The organism is Burkholderia metallica, assembly GCF_001718555.1.
GTDB lineage: Bacteria > Pseudomonadota > Gammaproteobacteria > Burkholderiales > Burkholderiaceae > Burkholderia > Burkholderia metallica.
The window spans coordinates 2,849,337-2,867,877 of the sequence record NZ_CP013403.1 but is presented as its reverse complement, the minus strand read 5'-3'; the positions used below and the strand labels follow the sequence as shown (position 1 = coordinate 2,867,877).

General features: G+C 63.4%; 5 protein-coding genes. All 5 read right to left on the bottom strand.

Annotated features, from left to right (window positions below; all coding sequences use genetic code 11):
• Positions 1-102 precede the first annotated feature (102 nt).
• Positions 103-312, bottom strand: a complete 210-nt coding sequence (locus WJ16_RS32155) for an MbtH family protein (RefSeq protein WP_069260963.1) — start codon at positions 310-312, stop codon at positions 103-105.
• Between the two features lie 35 nt (positions 313-347).
• On the bottom strand, positions 348-4,592 hold the full coding sequence (locus WJ16_RS32150; protein WP_069260962.1) for a non-ribosomal peptide synthetase: 4,245 nt from the start codon (positions 4,590-4,592) through the stop codon (positions 348-350).
• A 49-nt stretch (positions 4,593-4,641) separates the two neighbouring features.
• Entirely contained in the window at positions 4,642-5,352 is a 711-nt protein-coding gene (locus WJ16_RS32145; RefSeq protein WP_069260961.1) for a cupin domain-containing protein, read from the bottom strand.
• 62 nt (positions 5,353-5,414) lie between these two features.
• On the bottom strand, positions 5,415-7,073 hold the full coding sequence (locus tag WJ16_RS32140) for a class I adenylate-forming enzyme family protein (protein ID WP_084636143.1): 1,659 nt from the start codon (positions 7,071-7,073) through the stop codon (positions 5,415-5,417).
• Between the two features lie 59 nt (positions 7,074-7,132).
• The gene (locus WJ16_RS32135) at positions 7,133-18,526 is read right to left on the bottom strand and encodes a non-ribosomal peptide synthetase (protein ID WP_084636142.1); all 11,394 of its coding nucleotides are present in this window, start codon (positions 18,524-18,526) and stop codon (positions 7,133-7,135) included.
• Between the last annotated feature and the right edge of the window lie 15 nt (positions 18,527-18,541).

Below are 18,541 nucleotides of genomic sequence, written 5' to 3'. Positions count from 1 at the left end.
AGGTTGAAATTGACCATGCCCGCCGCGCGAGAAACGGCGGCGGGTACCTTTACGGCACAAGCTGCTGATACGGCTCGGAGCAAGCGGGCGCTTGGCAAGCTGTCAGTTCCCCGCGTCCATTTGCTCGCGCAAAGAGCGTGGGCGCATGTCGGTCCAGATTTCCCTGATGTGGGTCAGGCACTGGTTCTTCGTGCCTTGCATGCCAATTTTTTGCCATCCCTGCGGCAGCGGCTTGTCAGCCATCCAGATGGAATACTGCGCCTCGTCATTGACGACAACCTCATAAATCGATTCGGGATTATTGATTTCCATGTCCGAGTGTCCTGATAAGATTTCGCGAGATTTCTTCAATTTGATTCGATGCCGTGCTGCTGGCGAATCGAGGATTGCGGCAGTGCATTCATGGCCTCTTGGATAGCCTGCCCCAGCGTCTGAATCTGCGGAAGCTCGACGATTGAGTAGTGGGTTGCGTCGAACCTGGTGACCCGGATGCGGTCGCCCAGCAGATCGATCCAGCCTTGCGCGATGTCTTCCCTGGCTTCCGCATCTGCACAATACAACGACACGGGAATCGGCAGGCTCGGTGGTACATAGCCGTCAAGCGCCTTGGCAATGCCGTAGCGGACCGACAGATGGCGTCGCAGCAACGGCAAGTCCATTTCTCGCGGCAAGCAGCCCTCCTGTTGGAAACACAGGAGCAGGCCATCGACGTCCGCAACTGACGCGGCTGAATGAATGTGGGCCAGTCGATCGGCAAAAGCGTTGCTCGGCGCCGACTGCAGCAAGAATTGGAACTCACTCGGCGCCAACGTGCCGCGCGACCGGCGGGCGTAATCGCTAGCCGTGTCGATCAGCCCAAGAAACTCGACCGACTGGCCGGCGTCGAGCAGTTGCCGCGCCATTTCGTACGCGATTATTCCACCCGCAGACCAGCCGGAGAGACGATAGGGTCCCGTCGACTGAACGCTACGGATCGCCTCCACATGGCGTGAAGCCATGTCCGTGACCGAATCCAGGGGCGTTTCTCCCGGCATGAAACCGATTGCCGCGATGCCGTATAGCGGTTGGGATGTATCGAGCCACGGCAGGAGATTGCGGACATAGCCAATCTCACCCTGTCCTGGGTGTACGCAAAAGAGCGGCGTTACGTGCTTCGTTGTGCGTAACGCAATCAGATGCGGGTATCGACTAGACGTCGAATCACACGCATCGATCGCGGCCGAAAATTGCAGCAAGGTGGGGTTGGCGAACAGTTCCCGCAGTGCGATGTCGATACCAAGTCCAGCTTTCACGCGGGCCAGCATCCGTACAGCCAGTAACGAGTGCCCTCCCAACTCGAAGAAGTTGTCATGAAGGCCGACCTGTTTCAGCTTGAGCAGCTCGGACCAGACCGTGGCCAGCGCGATTTGCGTTGCCGTGCCGGGCGCGACGTATCCTTCGCTGCTGTGCGAGATATCCGGCAAAGGTAGCGCTTTGCGGTCTATCTTGCCGTTGTCGTTCAAGGGCAATCTGTCGAGCCGCATGAAATGCGTCGGTAGCATGTAGTCGGGCAATGTCGACGACAAGCTACTGCGTAGCTGCGCGTCGTCCGGCATGGTCTCGCCGTCACGCGCCGTGATGTACGCAACCAGCTGCGGTTCGTCCGAGGCAGCATGAGGTTGAGCCAGGACTGCTGCATTGGAGACTGTATCCAGCGCGTTCAGCGCAGTCTCGATTTCCCCCAGCTCGATGCGGAAGCCGCGAATCTTGACTTGATGGTCGATACGGCCCAGATATTCGATGTTGCCGTCCGACCGGAATCGCGCGAGATCGCCGGATCGGTACATGCGGCTACCGGGCGTCGGGCCGAAAGGATTGGGGACGAATTTTTCGGCCGTCAGATCCGGCCGGCCCAAGTATCCTCGCGCGAGGCCCGCACCCGCGATATAGACTTCGCCCGCCACGCCGACCGGCACCGGCTGGCCGTATGGATCGAGCAGGTAGATCTGGTAGTTGTCCAGCGGCCGGCCGATGGTGGGCGACGCGTGCGCCGCGACGCGGCACATCGCGCAATCGACCGTGGCCTCCGTCGGGCCGTACATGTTGAAGAATGTCGTGGCGGCGCGCGCCTTCAACTGATCCCAGTGCGACTGACCGATCGCTTCGCCGCCCAGGAGAACGCGGCCGGGCAACGTGAGCTGCTCGCCGTCGACGGTATCCAGGTAGTCCGTCAGCACGCTCAATTGCGATGGCGTGCATTCGAAGCCGTCGATCCCGTTGTGTTTGAAGTATCGAAGCAGGGCGCCGGGGTCCAGGCGAATGTCGTCGCTCAGCATGTGCAGGGTATGTCCGGCGCCGAGCAACGCGATGTGCTTGAGCGACATGTCGAAGACATACGGGGCGTTGACGGTCAAATTCAACGGCCGGTTCCCGGCGTCGCCGGAATAGACTTCGCGTTGCAGATACGCGGAAAAATTTCCGATCGAGGCGTGCGTAACCGCGACGCCCTTTGGCGTGCCGGTCGATCCCGAGGTATAGATGACGTACGCCAGATTCGCGGGGTTGACGAAGATCCGCGGGGGGCGAGCGTCACCCGCGTCGATTTCATCGGTGTCGAGTGAAAATATCGGCAATCGGGACAGTGCCGGTGTTTCGTCGACCAGTTGCCGCAGCCGCGCCCGGAGGTGTTGCTGGGTGAGCAGCACGCAAGGTCCGGCGTCGGTCAGCATTGTTGCGAGCCGGTCCTGCGGATGATGGGGATCGAGCGGTACGTACGCGCCGCCCGCCTTCAGAATTCCCAGCACGCCCACGACCATCTCCAGACTGCGTTCGACGCAGATGCCGACCAGCACGTCCGGTCCGACGCCGCGAGCGATCAGATGCGATGCCAGTCGATCGGCGCGTCGATTCAGATCGCCGTAACTGAGCCGCTTTCCATTGAAGACGAGCGCGGTTTGCTCGGGCGTCCGGTCCGATTGCGCTTCGAATCGCTGGTGAATGCAGCCAGGTGGATACGCGCGCGACGTCGCGTTCCATTCGACCAGCATGTGTTGCTGTTCGGCGGCGGTTTGCAACGGGATACCGGACAGGTGTCGATCCGGTTCGGCGGACGCCGCTTCAAGCAGCGTGTGGAATTGCGAAACGAAGCGCTCAATGGTGGCGCGTTCGAACAAGTCGGTCGAGTAGACGAGAACGCCGTGCAACCCGTCGGCGCTTTCGGTCAGGTGCAGCGAGAGATCGCGCTTGGCCGCGTGAGCGGTCGCGAAGCCGCTATCGAGATGTTCGAGCCGCATGCCCGGCAGGTTCAACCCTTCCTCCGGATAGTTATGCAGCGCGAGGAGCACCTGAAAGACCGGCGGTACGGAGCGGGTGCGCACCGGCTTGAGTTCCTCCACCAGCCTTTCGAACGGCAGGTCTTGGTGTGCGTAGGCTTGTACCGTGGTTTCCTTCGCGCGCGCCAGTAACTGCCGGAAGGTCGGGTTGCCGGAGACGTCGGTGCGCAACACTAGTGTGTTGACGAAGAATCCGATCAAGCCCTCGACGAGGCGGTCCGTCCGTCCGGCTACCGGTGTACCGATCACGATGTCGTTTTGTCCGGTGAGGCGTGCCAGCAGATGCTGGAGGGCGGCGAGATACACCATGAACGGCGTCGCGCCCTCCGCAAGCGCCAATTGCTTCAGCCGGCTGCTCAGCGCGGGGGATAGCGTGAAGGATACGCTGTCGCCGCGGAAGCTCTGGACGGCCGGCCGCGGCCGGTCCAGCGGCAGATCCAGTGCAACCGGGAGGCCGGAAAGCTGCTCCCGCCAATGGGCGACCTGCCGCGCGAGCACGTCGTCCCGCAGCCAGTCGCGCTGCCAAAGCGCATAGTCGACGTATTGCACTGGCAGCTCGGGCAGCGGTGATGGCTCGCCGCGCGAAAAGGCGGCGTACAGTGCGCCGAGTTCGCGGAGCAGGACGTTCAGCGACCAGCCGTCCGAGACGATGTGGTGCATGACCACCACGGCGATGTGCTCGTCCGGTGCCAACCGCAACAACTGGACTCGAAACAAAGGGCCGCTTGCCAGATCGAAGGGGCTGCGCACGAATGCTTGCGCAATACGCCGCGCGGCCTCCTTCCTCTGGAGGGGATCGTCGTGTCCGCCGAGATCCTGGCGGTCGAGCATGCAGCCGCCCGGACCGTCGATCACCTGCTCGATCCGCTCGTCGTGAGCCACGAAGCGGGTGCGCAGGCTCTCGTGGCGACGCACGATCTCGGCCAGGGCCTGCTCGAACGCGGCGGCATCTAACCGCCCCGTCAGAGAGATCCCGCCCGCGATGTGATAGGCGGGGCCGAGGTGTTCGATGCGATCCAGGATCCAGAGCCTCTCCTGCATATAGGACAGCGGCAGTCGCGCAGGCCGTGGCCGAACTGCGGCCAAGGGCGCCACGGACGTGTTCGCGCCCGCCACCTGCCGCAGGAAATCGACGACCTCGTGCTTGACCGCGCGCAGCGCCGCGAGACGTTCTTGCGACATGACGCCGGCTGGTGCACGGTAGCGCAATTCGCTTCCTTCCATCCAGACCTGTACGCCAGCCTCGCGCAAGGATGCCAGCAAAGAGTGGGCCTCGCTCATGCGCGTTCTCCTCGTGCGGGGGGGAGGGATCTGAACAAGCGGCGCATGCTCAGCGAGTCCGGATTTCGTCGATCGCGTTCGCAGAAACGCCGTTCACGATGGTCCGGTTGATCATCGGATGGGCTTCGTGCGTCGGGCCGAAGTCGCTGTCCGGATGGTAGGCGATGACGGACATCTCGGACCAGGTCGTGCGGAAGCCGTGCGAGCATTCGGCGGGAATCACGAAGACACGACCCGGAACCAGCGGAATCGTGCCTTCGGGCGTGATGCATTCGCCTTCACCGCGAATCACAATGCCGACTCGCATAGACGGATGCGTGTGCTGCGTCTGGTCCACGCCGGGCGGGAAGTAGAGCAGGTTCAGGCAGCTGTCTCCCATCATGACGGGGGCGATCAGCAGCGAATCGGTACACCCGTCGATATATTTCAAGCGGCCCTTCTCCTCGACCGGACCGCCGACGTTGAAGAAGCCGTGAGTGCCGAGCCGCGATATCGCGATCCCCTTGCCGTCGCCATGCACCGTGGTCTTGCCGGGCGCGGAGAAGTACATGCCCGCGCCGAGCTTGAATGCGCCCGCCGCGTGCTCGACCGTCAACGTTCCTTCATGGACATAGCCAAAATGCGTGGCGTCGTCCGGAAGATGCAGGCTTTCCTCCGCACAGCCCCACAACTGGGTCGGGTACGTGTCGGTTGCCATGTTGGCCAGCATGCCGTGCGACAGCGGGTAATGGATGAAGCTACTGGTAGTCGTGTTTGCCATTTCTAGTTTTCCCTCGATGAAAGATTGGACGCGTTCAGCCGCGCCGGTTGTGAAATCACGTACTACGTTCCCAGAACGGGATCACTGCCAAAACTGCGATTGGCATAGTTGCGGAAGCGCTGGGCCAGCAAGCTGCGCTTGACCTTGCCGGTTGGCGTTTCCGGAATGGGATCGGTGCCGAATACGATGACCCGTGGCCGGTAACGGACCGGGCAGGCGCGCGCGATGTCGAGGGCCCTTTTCTCGTTGTCCGGCGTGCGTCGCGCAAGCACGTATAGGCCGATTTCCTCTCCCGCCATCTCGTTGACGAAACCCGCCACCGCATATCGTCCAATGCCGCGCAGCGCTTCGAGTTCCGATTCGATGGCGAGCGGCGAGAGGTTTTCGCCGTACCGAATGACGATTTCCTTCTTGCGGCCGGTGACGAAGAAATAGCGTTCGCCATTGATCCACGCAAAGAAGCCGAGATCGCCGGTACGCAGCTGCCCGCCATTCAGCGCCATCTCGGTCGCCGCCTCGGCATCCCAATAGCCCAGCATCACGGTATGGCCCGAGATGGCGATTTCACCTTCCTCCTCGGCCTGCGCCGACGTGCCGTCCGCGCGGAGGATGTCCATGTCGCAGCCGTACAGCGCGGGGCCGATGCTTGGTACGCCCCAGTGGCCCAAGGCGCGCTCCAGATCCGGGGCCGAGATATCCCACGGCAGGGTTGCCGCGAAATTCACGCATTCGCTCAAGCCGTAGCCTTGATGAATGGAGATGCCAGTCTTGTCCATGAATTCGGCCGCGACCTTCTTCGGAAGTGGCGCGGCGGCGGACACCACGTACTTGAGATCGGGCAACGTACCTTTCGGCGCAGGGATGCGGCACAGCACGCGAATGATCTCGGGTACGAGCGACACGATGTCGACATGCTCATCACGCAGGATCGGCCAGATATCCGCGCCTGGCAGGCCGGAACACAGCACGACGTGGTTGCCGGCATAAAGCGAGCCCACCATCGAGAATCCGAACGCATTCGCATGGAAGAGCGGCAGGATGCACATGTGCACGCGATGCTCCGCGAGACGGTGCGTCCGGGTCAGTCCTTCTGCGTTCACCAGCAGGTTGTAATGGCTCAGGCATACCCCCTTGGGCGCCGAAGTCGTGCCGGACGTGAACAGGATCACTGCGGGATCGTCCGGCAGGACGGCTTGCATCGGCCATCCGGGATGTCGATCGCTGGCGAGCGGCAACCTCGGTAGCGGAATCATCTTTTCCTGCGCCGCCTGAATGTCCGCCGCCACGTCGAAGCCGCTGACCAGCGCGCGCGGGTGGACCTGGTCGATGATCAGTTGCAGCACGCGCGGCGATTCCACGTTGTTGACCGGTACGGTTACCGCGCCGATCGACATCAACGCAAGATGCGTGACGAATGCTTCCGGACAGTTCCGGGACAGCACGACCACCCGGTCGCCGCGCTCGACGCCGAGTTCGGCGACGAACCAGCACGCCATCGCCTCGATCTGGCGCAGCAGTTCGCCGTAGCTGAAGCGCTGGACCTGCCCGTTCGCGTCATACCAGGTCAGCGCGGGCGCATCCGGCTGGACCGTCTGCAGGGCGTTCAGCACTTGGGGCAACGTGGCGCGGTCGATCAAACGTTCGCTGACGCCGCGGCCGCGATAGCTGCGGGCAGGCGCGTACCGGGAAAGCGAGGGAACTGCCGAGGGGGGAACCGTCATGCGTCTTCTCCAAAGTCGTATTGCCGGAAATCGGATCGGTCAATGTCGTCGGCCGCGTGTCATATCGAGCCAATTTCGTCGTCGATTCCGTGTTGCATGTCCGCAGCGGGCGCCGCTTGCCGAGTCCATCGAATGTTTTCGACCAGCTCGGCCAGCGCGTGCAATGTCCGCGCCTCGAACAACGCACGCAACGAGACATCGATATCGAACATCTCCCGCAGCCGCGCGACCACCAGGGTTGCGAGCAGCGAGTGCCCGCCCAGATCGAAGAAGTTGTCGCCGCGGCCGATCCGTTCCACGCCCAGCACGTCGGCCCAGATCGACGCAAGGCTGCATTCGATCGGGGTTCGCGGTGCTTCATAGGCGGTGCAGGTGTGTTGTCCCGGAGCCGGCAGCGCGTCCCAGTCGATCGTTCCCCGCGGCGTGAGGGGCAGGCTTTCGAGCCGGACGATATCGGCGGGAATCAGATCGGCCGGCAGACGCGTGGCCAGTGCCGCGCGCCAGTCGAGATCGGCCATCGCGTCAGCAACCGCGTCGTGCAGTTCCACGTAGGCAACCAGTTGGGTGTGTCCAGACGGGTCCTCGCGCTTCGCGACCGCGACCTGTCCCGCGAGTAGGTACGCCATGAGTGCCGATTCGATTTCGCCGAGATCGATGTAGCGCCCGTTGATCGTTGTGCGCCGAGGTTGCCCCGCGATCTCGAGATCGCCGTCGGCGCGCCGGCGCGCCAGTTCGCCGACACGGAACAACCACTCGCCGGAGACGAACGGAGACGGCGAAAAATCCGCTGAGGACAGGTCGTCGTGCCCGACATAGCCACGTGCCCACGGCTTGCCGCCGATGTACAGATCGCCGATAACGTTGGGGGGCGTCGGATTCAGATGTCGGTCTAGGACATAGGCGCGCCCGCTTGCCGCAATCCAGTTCGCGATGGCATCCGATGCAGGCGTCGCCTGCGGGAAATCGGGCTGCGGTCCGGCGTCCGCTGCGGATTCGATCCCGTCGCAGGGTGCCAAGAGCAGCGGCGCACCGGCCATCAAGGGCAAGAGCACGTCATGCACGGTAGGGGAGAACGCGCATCGAGGCTCGGCGGCGAGGCGTGATGCAAGCGTCCGCAGTTGCTGCGCCATGCCGAGATGTGTGACCCTCGCCATCTTGCGCGTGCCGGGCGTATTCCATACCGGCAGCGCGCAGGCGATGTCCTCGAGCGTGACAGGGACGTCGGGCGGTGCGGATGCGATCGGGGCATTGCGATCTTCCGGCGCGTCCAGCTCGAATGCGGAACAAGACGCCGACGCGAGCGTGGCCGCGCGTCCGGCATCGCCGAGCACCAGGCGCGCGCCGCATTCGGCGATCGCGACGCGCAGCGCATCGTCCGGATACGCCGGATCCAGCGGCACGCAGATCGCGCCAGCCTTCAGGATTCCGAGCAGAGCCGCCACCGTCGTGGGGGACGGGTACATGACGAGGCCTGCCACGAATCCGGGCCCCGCTCCCCGGACCTGGAGTTGCCGAGCAATCGCATTCGACCACATGTCGAGCGCGCTGTAACTTACGGCGCCGTGTTCCGACTTCAGCGCGCACGCATCCGGCGTACATGCCGCTTGACGGGAGAACAACTGATGAACGCACAGCGGATCGGGCGTCTCGGGCGTCTCGGGCGTCACATTCCAGTCCTGCGAGAGCTGATGTCGCTCCGCTTCGCTCAGCAACGACAGCCGGCACAACGGTCGGTCGGGTTCCGCCACGGCCTGATCCAGCAGGGTGCGGTAGTGCTCGGCGAAACGCTCGATGGTGGTCGCATCGAAAAGATCAGTCGCATATTCGAGGTGGCAGGCGATGCTGTCGCCCTCTTCGCAGAGGCGCAACATCAGCTCGAATCGAGCGCTGACGTCGCCGGCCGGGCGCGCGTCGGTCTCCAGTCCGGGGGCATTGAAGCCATCCGCCTGTTCCCCGGCGGGGATCAGGTTGATCATGACCTGGAAGACCGGTGAGCGGCTCAAGTCGCGGATCGGATTGAGTTCCTCCACGAGCTTCTCGAACGGTAGATCCTGGTTGCCGTAAGCCTGCAATGATGTTTCCTTGGCACGTGCCAGCAGTTCTCGCAAGCTCGGTGTGCCGGAAACGTCGGTACGCAACACCAGGATGTTGATGAAGAAGCCGATCAGCGTTTCGGTGTGCGGATCGGTGCGGCCTGCAACCGGTGTGCCGATCACGATGTCGTCCTGTCCGCTCCAGCGCGAAAGCAGATGCTGGAATGCCGCGAGCAGCACCATGAACAGCGTGGCGTTTTCCGCACGGGCGAATGCATGCAGGCGGCTGGAAAGCGCTGCCGGCAGCGTGAAGGGGAGGCTCGCGCCGCGAAAACTCTGCACCGGCGGACGCGGCCGATCCAGCGGCAACTCCAGCGCGGCGGGGATGCCGGCCAGGCGCTGCTTCCAGTATTCGATCTGACGCTCCAGCACATCGCCACGCAGCCAGCTGCGTTGCCACAGCGCGTAGTCGGCGTATTGCACCGGCAGGTCGGGCAGCGCAGCGGCGTGGTTCCGCGAATAGGCGGTATACAGTGCACTCAGTTCGCGGATCAGGACGCCCAGCGACCATCCATCGGAAATGATGTGATGCATCACGACGACGGCGACGTGTTCGTTGGGCGACAACCGCAGCAGCGCCGCGCGAAAGAGAGCGCCGCTCGCGAGGTCGAAGCGCCGCATCGCCACCTCTCGTATCGCATCGTCGGCTTCGGCCTGGCGCACACCGGTTGGAACGGATGACAGGTCCACTCGTTCTAGCGCGAACCCGCCCGGCGCCGCGATCAGCTGTCGGATGGCATCGTCGTCGGCAACGAAGCGCGTGCGCAAGGTTTCGTGACGGCGCACGATTTCGTGCAGCGCCCGCTCGAAGGCGAGATCGTCGAGGGTGCCTCGGATGCGTGCCTGACCTGCGATGTTGTATGCGGATCCCATCGTTTCGATCTGCTCCAGGAGCCAAAGACGTTCCTGTGCATAGGACAGCGGCAGAGGTGCGGAGCGCGGTTGCGGCGACAACGGTGGGATCCGGCATGTCGCGCTCGCGCGGCGCATTGCGTCGATCTCGGCGCTCAGCGCATCGAGTTGCGGCTTTTCGAACAAAGTCCGCAGCGGGAATTCGATCTGGAATGCATCACGCAACCGGGACGCGACCTGGGTGGCCAGCAACGAGTGACCACCGAGCGCGAAGAAGTTGTCGTTGGCACCGATTTCGTCGAGCTTGAGCGCGTCGGCCCAGATACGGGCGACGGCGATTTCCGTAGGCGTGTCAGGCGCGACGCGAACATCGGAGCGAAGGGATGCGTCGGGTGCGGGCAGGGCATGGCGGTCGATTTTCCCGTTGGGCGTCACGGGCATGCGCTGCAGTTCGGTGAAGTGCGCGGGGACCATGTAGCCGGGCAAGCGCTGCAGCAACTGCTCGCGCAATTCGGTGGCGCCGGGCAACACGTGGCCTGCGCGCGCGACGAGATAGGCAGCGAGGCGGCGGTCGCCCGGGTGGTCTTCGCGTGCGAGCACGACGGTTTCTGCGACTTCGGGCAGGGCGGCGAGCGCGGCCTCGATCTCACCGAGCTCGATGCGAAAGCCGCGGATCTTCACTTGATTGTCGGAGCGCCCGAGGTATTCGATGTTGCCGTCGGGCAGGTAGCGCGCGAGGTCGCCCGATTGGTACATACGGGCGCCGGGCGTGGCGCTGAACGGATTGGGGAGAAACTTGTCCGCGGTCAGGTCGGGCCGGTTGAGGTAGCCGCGCGCCAGGCCCGCGCCGGCGATGTACAGATCGCCGGCGACGCCGACGGGAACCGGATTGAGGTATGCATCCAGAATGTATACCTGAGCGTTGTCGATCGGACGTCCCAGAACGGGCTTTGCCACGGACGCATGGATGTCGCAGGTGACGGTATCGACCGTCGTTTCGGTTGGGCCGTATACATTGTGGAAAGACGCGCCTTGGCTGTTTTGCAAGGTGCTCCACAGCTTCTGATCGATTGCTTCGCCGCCGATCAAGAAACATCGCGCGAGCCGCTCCGAATAGCGAGAGGCCAGCAGCAACGGCAGTTGAGACGGCGTACAGTCGAGCACGTCCAGTTCCCACCCGGCAATCGTCTCAGCCATTGACTCCGGATCTTTTCGAAGCTGCTCGGGGATCAGATACAGGCACGCGCCGTTCAGCAGCGTCAGCCATTGCTGGACGGAGGCGTCAAACGAGATCGATGCATTGAGGGCAACACGCATCCCGATCGGCTTGCTGCAACGTTGATGGATCCGGGTCGATAGCGCGGCCCATAAATTGATTGCGCAACGGTGGGAGATGCACACGCCCTTCGGTTTGCCGGTCGATCCGGAGGTATAGATCACGTAGGCGAGGTTGTCCGGTCGTGTGCGATTCGCCGGATTGGCGATGCCATGGCGGGCGAGTTCCGGCCATTGCGCGTCCAGGCAGAAAGTCGGCAGATCGTCGGCGAGACCGACCAGGCGGGGGAGCAGGTGCTGCTGGGTCAGCAGCATGGCGGGTTTGGCATCCTCCAGCATGTAGGCGATGCGTTCGGGCGGGTATCCGGGATCCAGCGGCACATATGCCCCGCCTGCTTTCAGGATGGCGAGCAGGCCGACGATCATGTCGAGACTGCGCTCCACGCAAATGCCCACCAGGATATCGGGTCCGACGGACTGATCGCGGAGATGGTGCGCCAGTTGGTTGGCTCGGGCGTTGAGTTCGGCAAACGTGAGCGAATTGCCTTCGAAGACGACCGCGAGATTTTCCGGCGTGTCGGCGGCCTGCGTCTCGAACAGTTGCTGGATGCTGGCGCGGGGAATGTCCGCAGTGGTGTCGTTCCATTCAACCAGCAGGCGATGGTGCTCTGGCGGGGTGAGCATCGGCAGGTCGAGAATGCGAGCGGCCGGGTCGGCGGCGATGGCGGCGAGCAGGACGGTCATGTGCTCGGCCATGCGTTCTATCGTGGTGGCGTCGAACAGGTCGGTGTTGTATTCGAACGAGGCCTGCAGGCGTTCGTCGAGCTCCTCAAGGTTCAGGGTCAAGTCGAACTTGGCCGTGATGCTGTCGGCGGGAAGTTGTTGCAGCGTCAGGCCTGGCAATTCCAGCGTGCCCATTGCGGTGTTCTGCAATGCCAGCATGACCTGGAACAAAGGGGCGTGGCTGGTGTGGCGTTCGGGGTTGAGGGTTTCGACCAGTTGCTCGAACGGCAGATCCTGATGGGCGTAGGCATCTAGCGTGGTGGTACGTACCTGGGTCAGCAGTTCGGTGAAGCTGAGCTGCTGATCGACGCGGCTGCGCAGCACGAGGGTATTGACGAAGAAGCCGACCAAGGGTTCGATTTCGACACGGCTGCGGTTAGCGATCGGGGTGCCGACGCAGATGTCGTGCTGACCGGCGTAGCGCGACAGCAGGATATCGAAGGCGGCGAGCAGGGTCATGAACAGAGTGCAGCGATGCTGCTGGCTCAATGCTTTCAGCGCGGCCGTAGTCGGGGCGTCGATATCGAAATCCAGGCTGGCGCCGCGATGGGTTTGCAGCGGCGGCCGTGGGCGATCGGTCGGCAGGTTGAGCAGGGTCGGGCTGTTGTCCAACTGGGCGCGCCAGTAGGTGGTCTGGCGTTGCAATTCCGCGCCGCTCAGCCAGTGGCGCTGCCATTGGGCGTAGTCCGCATACTGGATGCGCAGCTCGGGCAGGGGGGAGGGCAGGCCTTGCGCGAAAGCGTGATACAGAGCTGCCACTTCGTTGACGAGCACGCCCATCGACCAGCCATCGGAGACGATGTGATGGAGGGACAGCATGACGATATGCTCGTCGGGGCCGATGCGGATCAGACCGGCCCGGATCAAGGGGCCGGCGGCGAGATCGAACGGAGTCCGCGCCTCGTCCTGGACTCGCGATTGCGCGTGTGCTTGTCGTTCGTGCGCAGGCAGATGAGTCAGGTCGACGACGGGCAATTCCAGCCGCAATTGCGGGGCGATGACTTGTGTCGGCGCGTCGCCGCAAGTTGCGAAGCGCGTGCGGAGCACCTCGTGGCGACGCACGATTTCGTTCAGGGCGTCGTGCAAGGCCGAGATGTCGAGTTTCCCGGTCAGGCGCAACGCGGCGGGGATGTTGTAGAAGGCACTGTTTCGCTCGAACTGGTCGAGGAACCACAGACGTTGCTGGGCAAACGACAGCGGCAGGGGTTGCCGGCGATCGGCCACCTGGATGGGTGGGGCGGCCGGCGGTTCGGCTTGTCCGGCCAGCTCGATGCGCCGAGCCAGCGCACGCACCGTGGGTGCTTCGAAGAGGGTCCGCAACGGGAATTCGATCTGGAATGCATCACGCAACCGGGACGCGACCTGGGTGGCCAGCAACGAGTGACCACCGAGCGCGAAGAAGTTGTCGTTGGCACCGATTTCGTCGAGCTTGAGCGCGTCGGCCCAGATACGGGCGACGGCGATTTCCGTAGGCGTGTCAGGCGCGACGCGAACATCGGAGCGAAGGGATGCGTCGGGTGCGGGCAGGGCATGGCGGTCGATTTTCCCGTTGGGCGTCACGGGCATGCGCTGCAGTTCGGTGAAGTGCGCGGGGACCATGTAGCCGGGCAAGCGCTGCAGCAACTGCTCGCGCAATTCGGTGGCGCCGGGCAACACGTGGCCTGCGCGCGCGACGAGATAGGCAGCGAGGCGGCGGTCGCCCGGGTGGTCTTCGCGTGCGAGCACGACGGTTTCTGCGACTTCGGGCAGGGCGGCGAGCGCGGCCTCGATCTCACCGAGCTCGATGCGAAAGCCGCGGATCTTCACTTGATTGTCGGAGCGCCCGAGGTATTCGATGTTGCCGTCGGGCAGGTAGCGCGCGAGGTCGCCCGATTGGTACATACGGGCGCCGGGCGTGGCGCTGAACGGATTGGGGAGAAACTTGTCCGCGGTCAGGTCGGGCCGGTTGAGGTAGCCGCGCGCCAGGCCCGCGCCGGCGATGTACAGATCGCCGGCGACGCCGACGGGAACCGGATTGAGTTGTGCATCGAGCAGATAGATCCGGGTGTTCGCCTCAGGCTTGCCGATGGACGGTGCGTCAGGACCTTCGCGGACCGGGCAGATTGCAACATCGATAGTGCATTCGGTCGGACCATAGGCATTGAAGAAATGCGATCCGTCACGGTCCTTGAGTTTGCGCCACAGGTCGGCGTCGATCGCTTCGCCGCCAAACATGACGATTTCGGGGAGCGGTGTATCGGCACCTTGTTCCAGCAGATATTTGAGTTGCGCGGGATTGGTGTCGAATGCATGGAGTCGATGGTTGATCAGGAACCGCTGCAACGCCGGTGGCGACAGGCGGACTTCTTCCGGGACGATGAACAACGTGTGCCCATCAAGAAGAAGAATGAATTCGGATACCGACGCATCGAATGCATAGGGTGCGTTGAAGCTCACTCGAGCGGGGCGCTGCTTGAGCTGGCGATGAATGTTGGCCTGATGGGAACGGGCGACATTGACCACACTTTGATGTGAGACGCACACGCCCTTCGGTTTGCCGGTCGATCCGGAGGTATAGATCACGTAGGCGAGGTTGTCCGGTCGTGTGCGATTCGCCGGATTGGCGATGCCATGGCGGGCGAGTTCCGGCCATTGCGCGTCCAGGCAGAAAGTCGGCAGATCGTCGGCGAGACCGACCAGGCGGGGGAGCAGGTGCTGCTGGGTCAGCAGCATGGCGGGTTTGGCATCCTCCAGCATGTAGGCGATGCGTTCGGGCGGGTATCCGGGATCCAGCGGCACATATGCCCCGCCTGCTTTCAGGATGGCGAGCAGGCCGACGATCATGTCGAGACTGCGCTCCACGCAAATGCCCACCAGGATATCGGGTCCGACGGACTGATCGCGGAGATGGTGCGCCAGTTGGTTGGCTCGGGCGTTGAGTTCGGCAAACGTGAGCGAATTGCCTTCGAAGACGACCGCGAGATTTTCCGGCGTGTCGGCGGCCTGCGTCTCGAACAGTTGCTGGATGCTGGCGCGGGGAATGTCCGCAGTGGTGTCGTTCCATTCAACCAGCAGGCGATGGTGCTCTGGCGGGGTGAGCATCGGCAGGTCGAGAATGCGAGCGGCCGGGTCGGCGGCGATGGCGGCGAGCAGGACGGTCATGTGCTCGGCCATGCGTTCTATCGTGGTGGCGTCGAACAGGTCGGTGTTGTATTCGAACGAGGCCTGCAGGCGTTCGTCGAGCTCCTCAAGGTTCAGGGTCAAGTCGAACTTGGCCGTGATGCTGTCGGCGGGAAGTTGTTGCAGCGTCAGGCCTGGCAATTCCAGCGTGCCCATTGCGGTGTTCTGCAATGCCAGCATGACCTGGAACAAAGGGGCGTGGCTGGTGTGGCGTTCGGGGTTGAGGGTTTCGACCAGTTGCTCGAACGGCAGATCCTGATGGGCGTAGGCATCTAGCGTGGTGGTACGTACCTGGGTCAGCAGTTCGGTGAAGCTGAGCTGCTGATCGACGCGGCTGCGCAGCACGAGGGTATTGACGAAGAAGCCGACCAAGGGTTCGATTTCGACACGGCTGCGGTTAGCGATCGGGGTGCCGACGCAGATGTCGTGCTGACCGGCGTAGCGCGACAGCAGGATATCGAAGGCGGCGAGCAGGGTCATGAACAGAGTGCAGCGATGCTGCTGGCTCAATGCTTTCAGCGCGGCCGTAGTCGGGGCGTCGATATCGAAATCCAGGCTGGCGCCGCGATGGGTTTGCAGCGGCGGCCGTGGGCGATCGGTCGGCAGGTTGAGCAGGGTCGGGCTGTTGTCCAACTGGGCGCGCCAGTAGGTGGTCTGGCGTTGCAATTCCGCGCCGCTCAGCCAGTGGCGCTGCCATTGGGCGTAGTCCGCATACTGGATGCGCAGCTCGGGCAGGGGGGAGGGCAGGCCTTGCGCGAAAGCGTGATACAGGGCTGCCACTTCGTTGACGAGCACGCCCATCGACCAGCCATCGGAGACGATGTGATGGAGGGACAGCATGACGATATGCTCGTCGGGGCCGATGCGGATCAGACCGGCCCGGATCAAGGGGCCGGCGGCGAGATCGAACGGAGTCCACGCCTCGTCCTGGACTCGCGATTGCGCGTGTGCTTGTCGTTCGTGCGCAGGCAGATGAGTCAGGTCGACGACGGGCAATTCCAGCCGCAATTGCGGGGCGATGACTTGTGTCGGCGCGTCGCCGCAAGTTGCGAAGCGCGTGCGGAGCACCTCGTGGCGACGCACGATTTCGTTCAGGGCGTCGTGCAAGGCCGAGATGTCGAGTTTCCCGGTCAGGCGCAACGCGGCGGGGATGTTGTAGAAGGCACTGTTTCGCTCGAACTGGTCGAGGAACCACAGACGTTGCTGGGCAAACGACAGCGGCAGGGGTTGCCGGCGATCGGCCACCTGGATGGGTGGGGCGGCCGGCGGTTCGGCTTGTCCGGCCAGCTCGATGCGCCGAGCCAGCGCACGCACCGTGGGTGCTTCGAAGAGGGTCCGCAACGGGAATTCGATCTGGAATGCATCACGCAACCGGGACGCGACCTGGGTGGCCAGCAACGAGTGGCCACCGAGCGCGAAGAAGTTGTCGTCGATTCCCACGCATTCGACATCCAGCACGCTCTGCCAGATGTCGCACGCCATCCGCTCGGTATCGGTTCGCGGCGCAACATGAGGTGCCGCCTCGCGATTCGGCACCGTGTCGTCGCTGATCCATGACCAAATACAGCTGAACGCGCTCGCGGCATAAAGCGCCGCACATCGCTTGCGCTGGATCTTGCCGCTCGAAGTGCGCGGAAGATGGCCGGCCTTCACTAGGAGCACGGCTTCGAGCGCGTAGAGTTCGTGCTGGACGGCCAACTCGGTCCGCAGCCGGTCGATCAGGTCCGCCGTATCGGCGGTCTTTCTGGACTCGATCTCTTGTACGATGACCAGCCGGGTCGTTTCCCGGTCCTCGAGAGCGAACGCAGCGCATCCATTGGTGCGGAATGCCGGATCAAGGCGTTCCACGATGACTTCGACGTCTTGCGGATAAACATTGCGGCCGTTGAAGATCATCATCTCCTTGAGGCGGCCCGCAATGTACAGCGCATCCTCGTGAATGAAGCCAAGATCTCCGCTGCGCAGATAGACATCGCTTGCGCCTTCCGGCGTTGCGCCAAATGCGGCCTGGCTTTCTTGCGCGCGTTGCCAATATCCGTTCGCTACCGACGGGCCGCGCACCCAAATCTCGCCAACCTGGCCATCATTCAACCGACGCCGTGTCTGCGGTTCGACGATGATCGCCCGATGGTCGTCGTGACGGGCCAATCCATGCGAGACCAGCACGACCTCGTCGGCGCTGTCCATTGCGGGCGACATCCGGTTGGCCGCAAGCGCGTGCTTGCTGAGCGTCAGCGATGGCGGCAATTGGCCCGCCACGCGTCGGGTATGGGCGGCCACGAACAGCGTGGATTCCGCCAGGCCGTAGGCGGGTGTAAGCGCTTCAGCCTTGAAGCCGCAGCGGGCGAAGCGCTCCGCGAAACGCTGCAAGGTCTCGTACCGGATGCGTTCCGCGCCGTTGATCGCAACCTCGACGCAACGCAAATCAAGCAACCGCATCTGCTCGTCGCTGACCTTCCTGACGCACATGTCGTACGCGAAATTCGGCGCGCCAGTCACGCGCGCGCGATAGTGCGACAGCAGCTTCAGCCATCGATACGGGCGCGCAAAGAAGACGGACGGGGGAAACTGTACGCAGTGGCAACCCACGAACAGCGGGCAAACAATGCCGCCAATTAGTCCGAAATCGTGATGTGGCGGAAGCCAGCTGACAAGCACGTCCGGCTCGTCGATGCCATATACCTTCTGGCTCAGGGCAGCATTGGCGAGTAGGTTTTCATGGCTGACCATCACGCCTTTGGGCGTGCCGGTCGAGCCGGAAGTGTATTGCAGGAACGCGAGGTCGGATGATTTCAGATCCGGACGCTGCCATCGATCGGCGAAGTCGGCGAGGCCATCCGTTGCGAGCCAGTTCAGCCGGCTCATCGGGTCGTCAGCGCCGGGCTCCAGGCGCCCCATATGCTCCACCGTGCTGGCTGGGCCTAGCGCTACGTCGGGGGTTGCGTCCTGGACGATGGCGAGCAGCCGCGGTCGCGTGCGGGCATTCGCCGGCGGCACGGCCGGTATGGCAATGACGCCGGCATACAGGCAGCCGAAAAACGCAACGATATAGTCCAGGCTCGGCGGATAAACCAGCAGTGCGCGAGCACCCGGCCGCACCACCTGCTGCAGATGGGCGGCAATGCTGCGAGCCTGTCTGTCTAGTTCCGCGAAGCTCAACGAGCCGCTGACATGCTCACCATCGTTCAAGTAAGTGAACGCGGGTTTGGCCGACGCGCCGGAGGACTCGCTGGCGCGATACTGCAGCAGCTCCACCAGTGTGGAGAACCCGGACATATTGTGAGAGGTCATTTTCGCGACGCTACG

Bases quoted from the DNA above. Each gene is read 5' to 3' on its own strand.
- WJ16_RS32155 (WP_069260963.1), bottom strand. From the start codon at position 312: ATGGAAATCAATAATCCCGAATCGATTTATGAGGTTGTCGTCAATGAC.
- WJ16_RS32150 (WP_069260962.1), bottom strand. From the start codon at position 4,592: ATGAGCGAGGCCCACTCTTTGCTGGCATCCTTGCGCGAGGCTGGCGTA.
- WJ16_RS32145 (WP_069260961.1), bottom strand. From the start codon at position 5,352: ATGGCAAACACGACTACCAGTAGCTTCATCCATTACCCGCTGTCGCAC.
- WJ16_RS32140 (WP_084636143.1), bottom strand. From the start codon at position 7,073: ATGACGGTTCCCCCCTCGGCAGTTCCCTCGCTTTCCCGGTACGCGCCT.
- WJ16_RS32135 (WP_084636142.1), bottom strand. From the start codon at position 18,526: ATGACCTCTCACAATATGTCCGGGTTCTCCACACTGGTGGAGCTGCTG.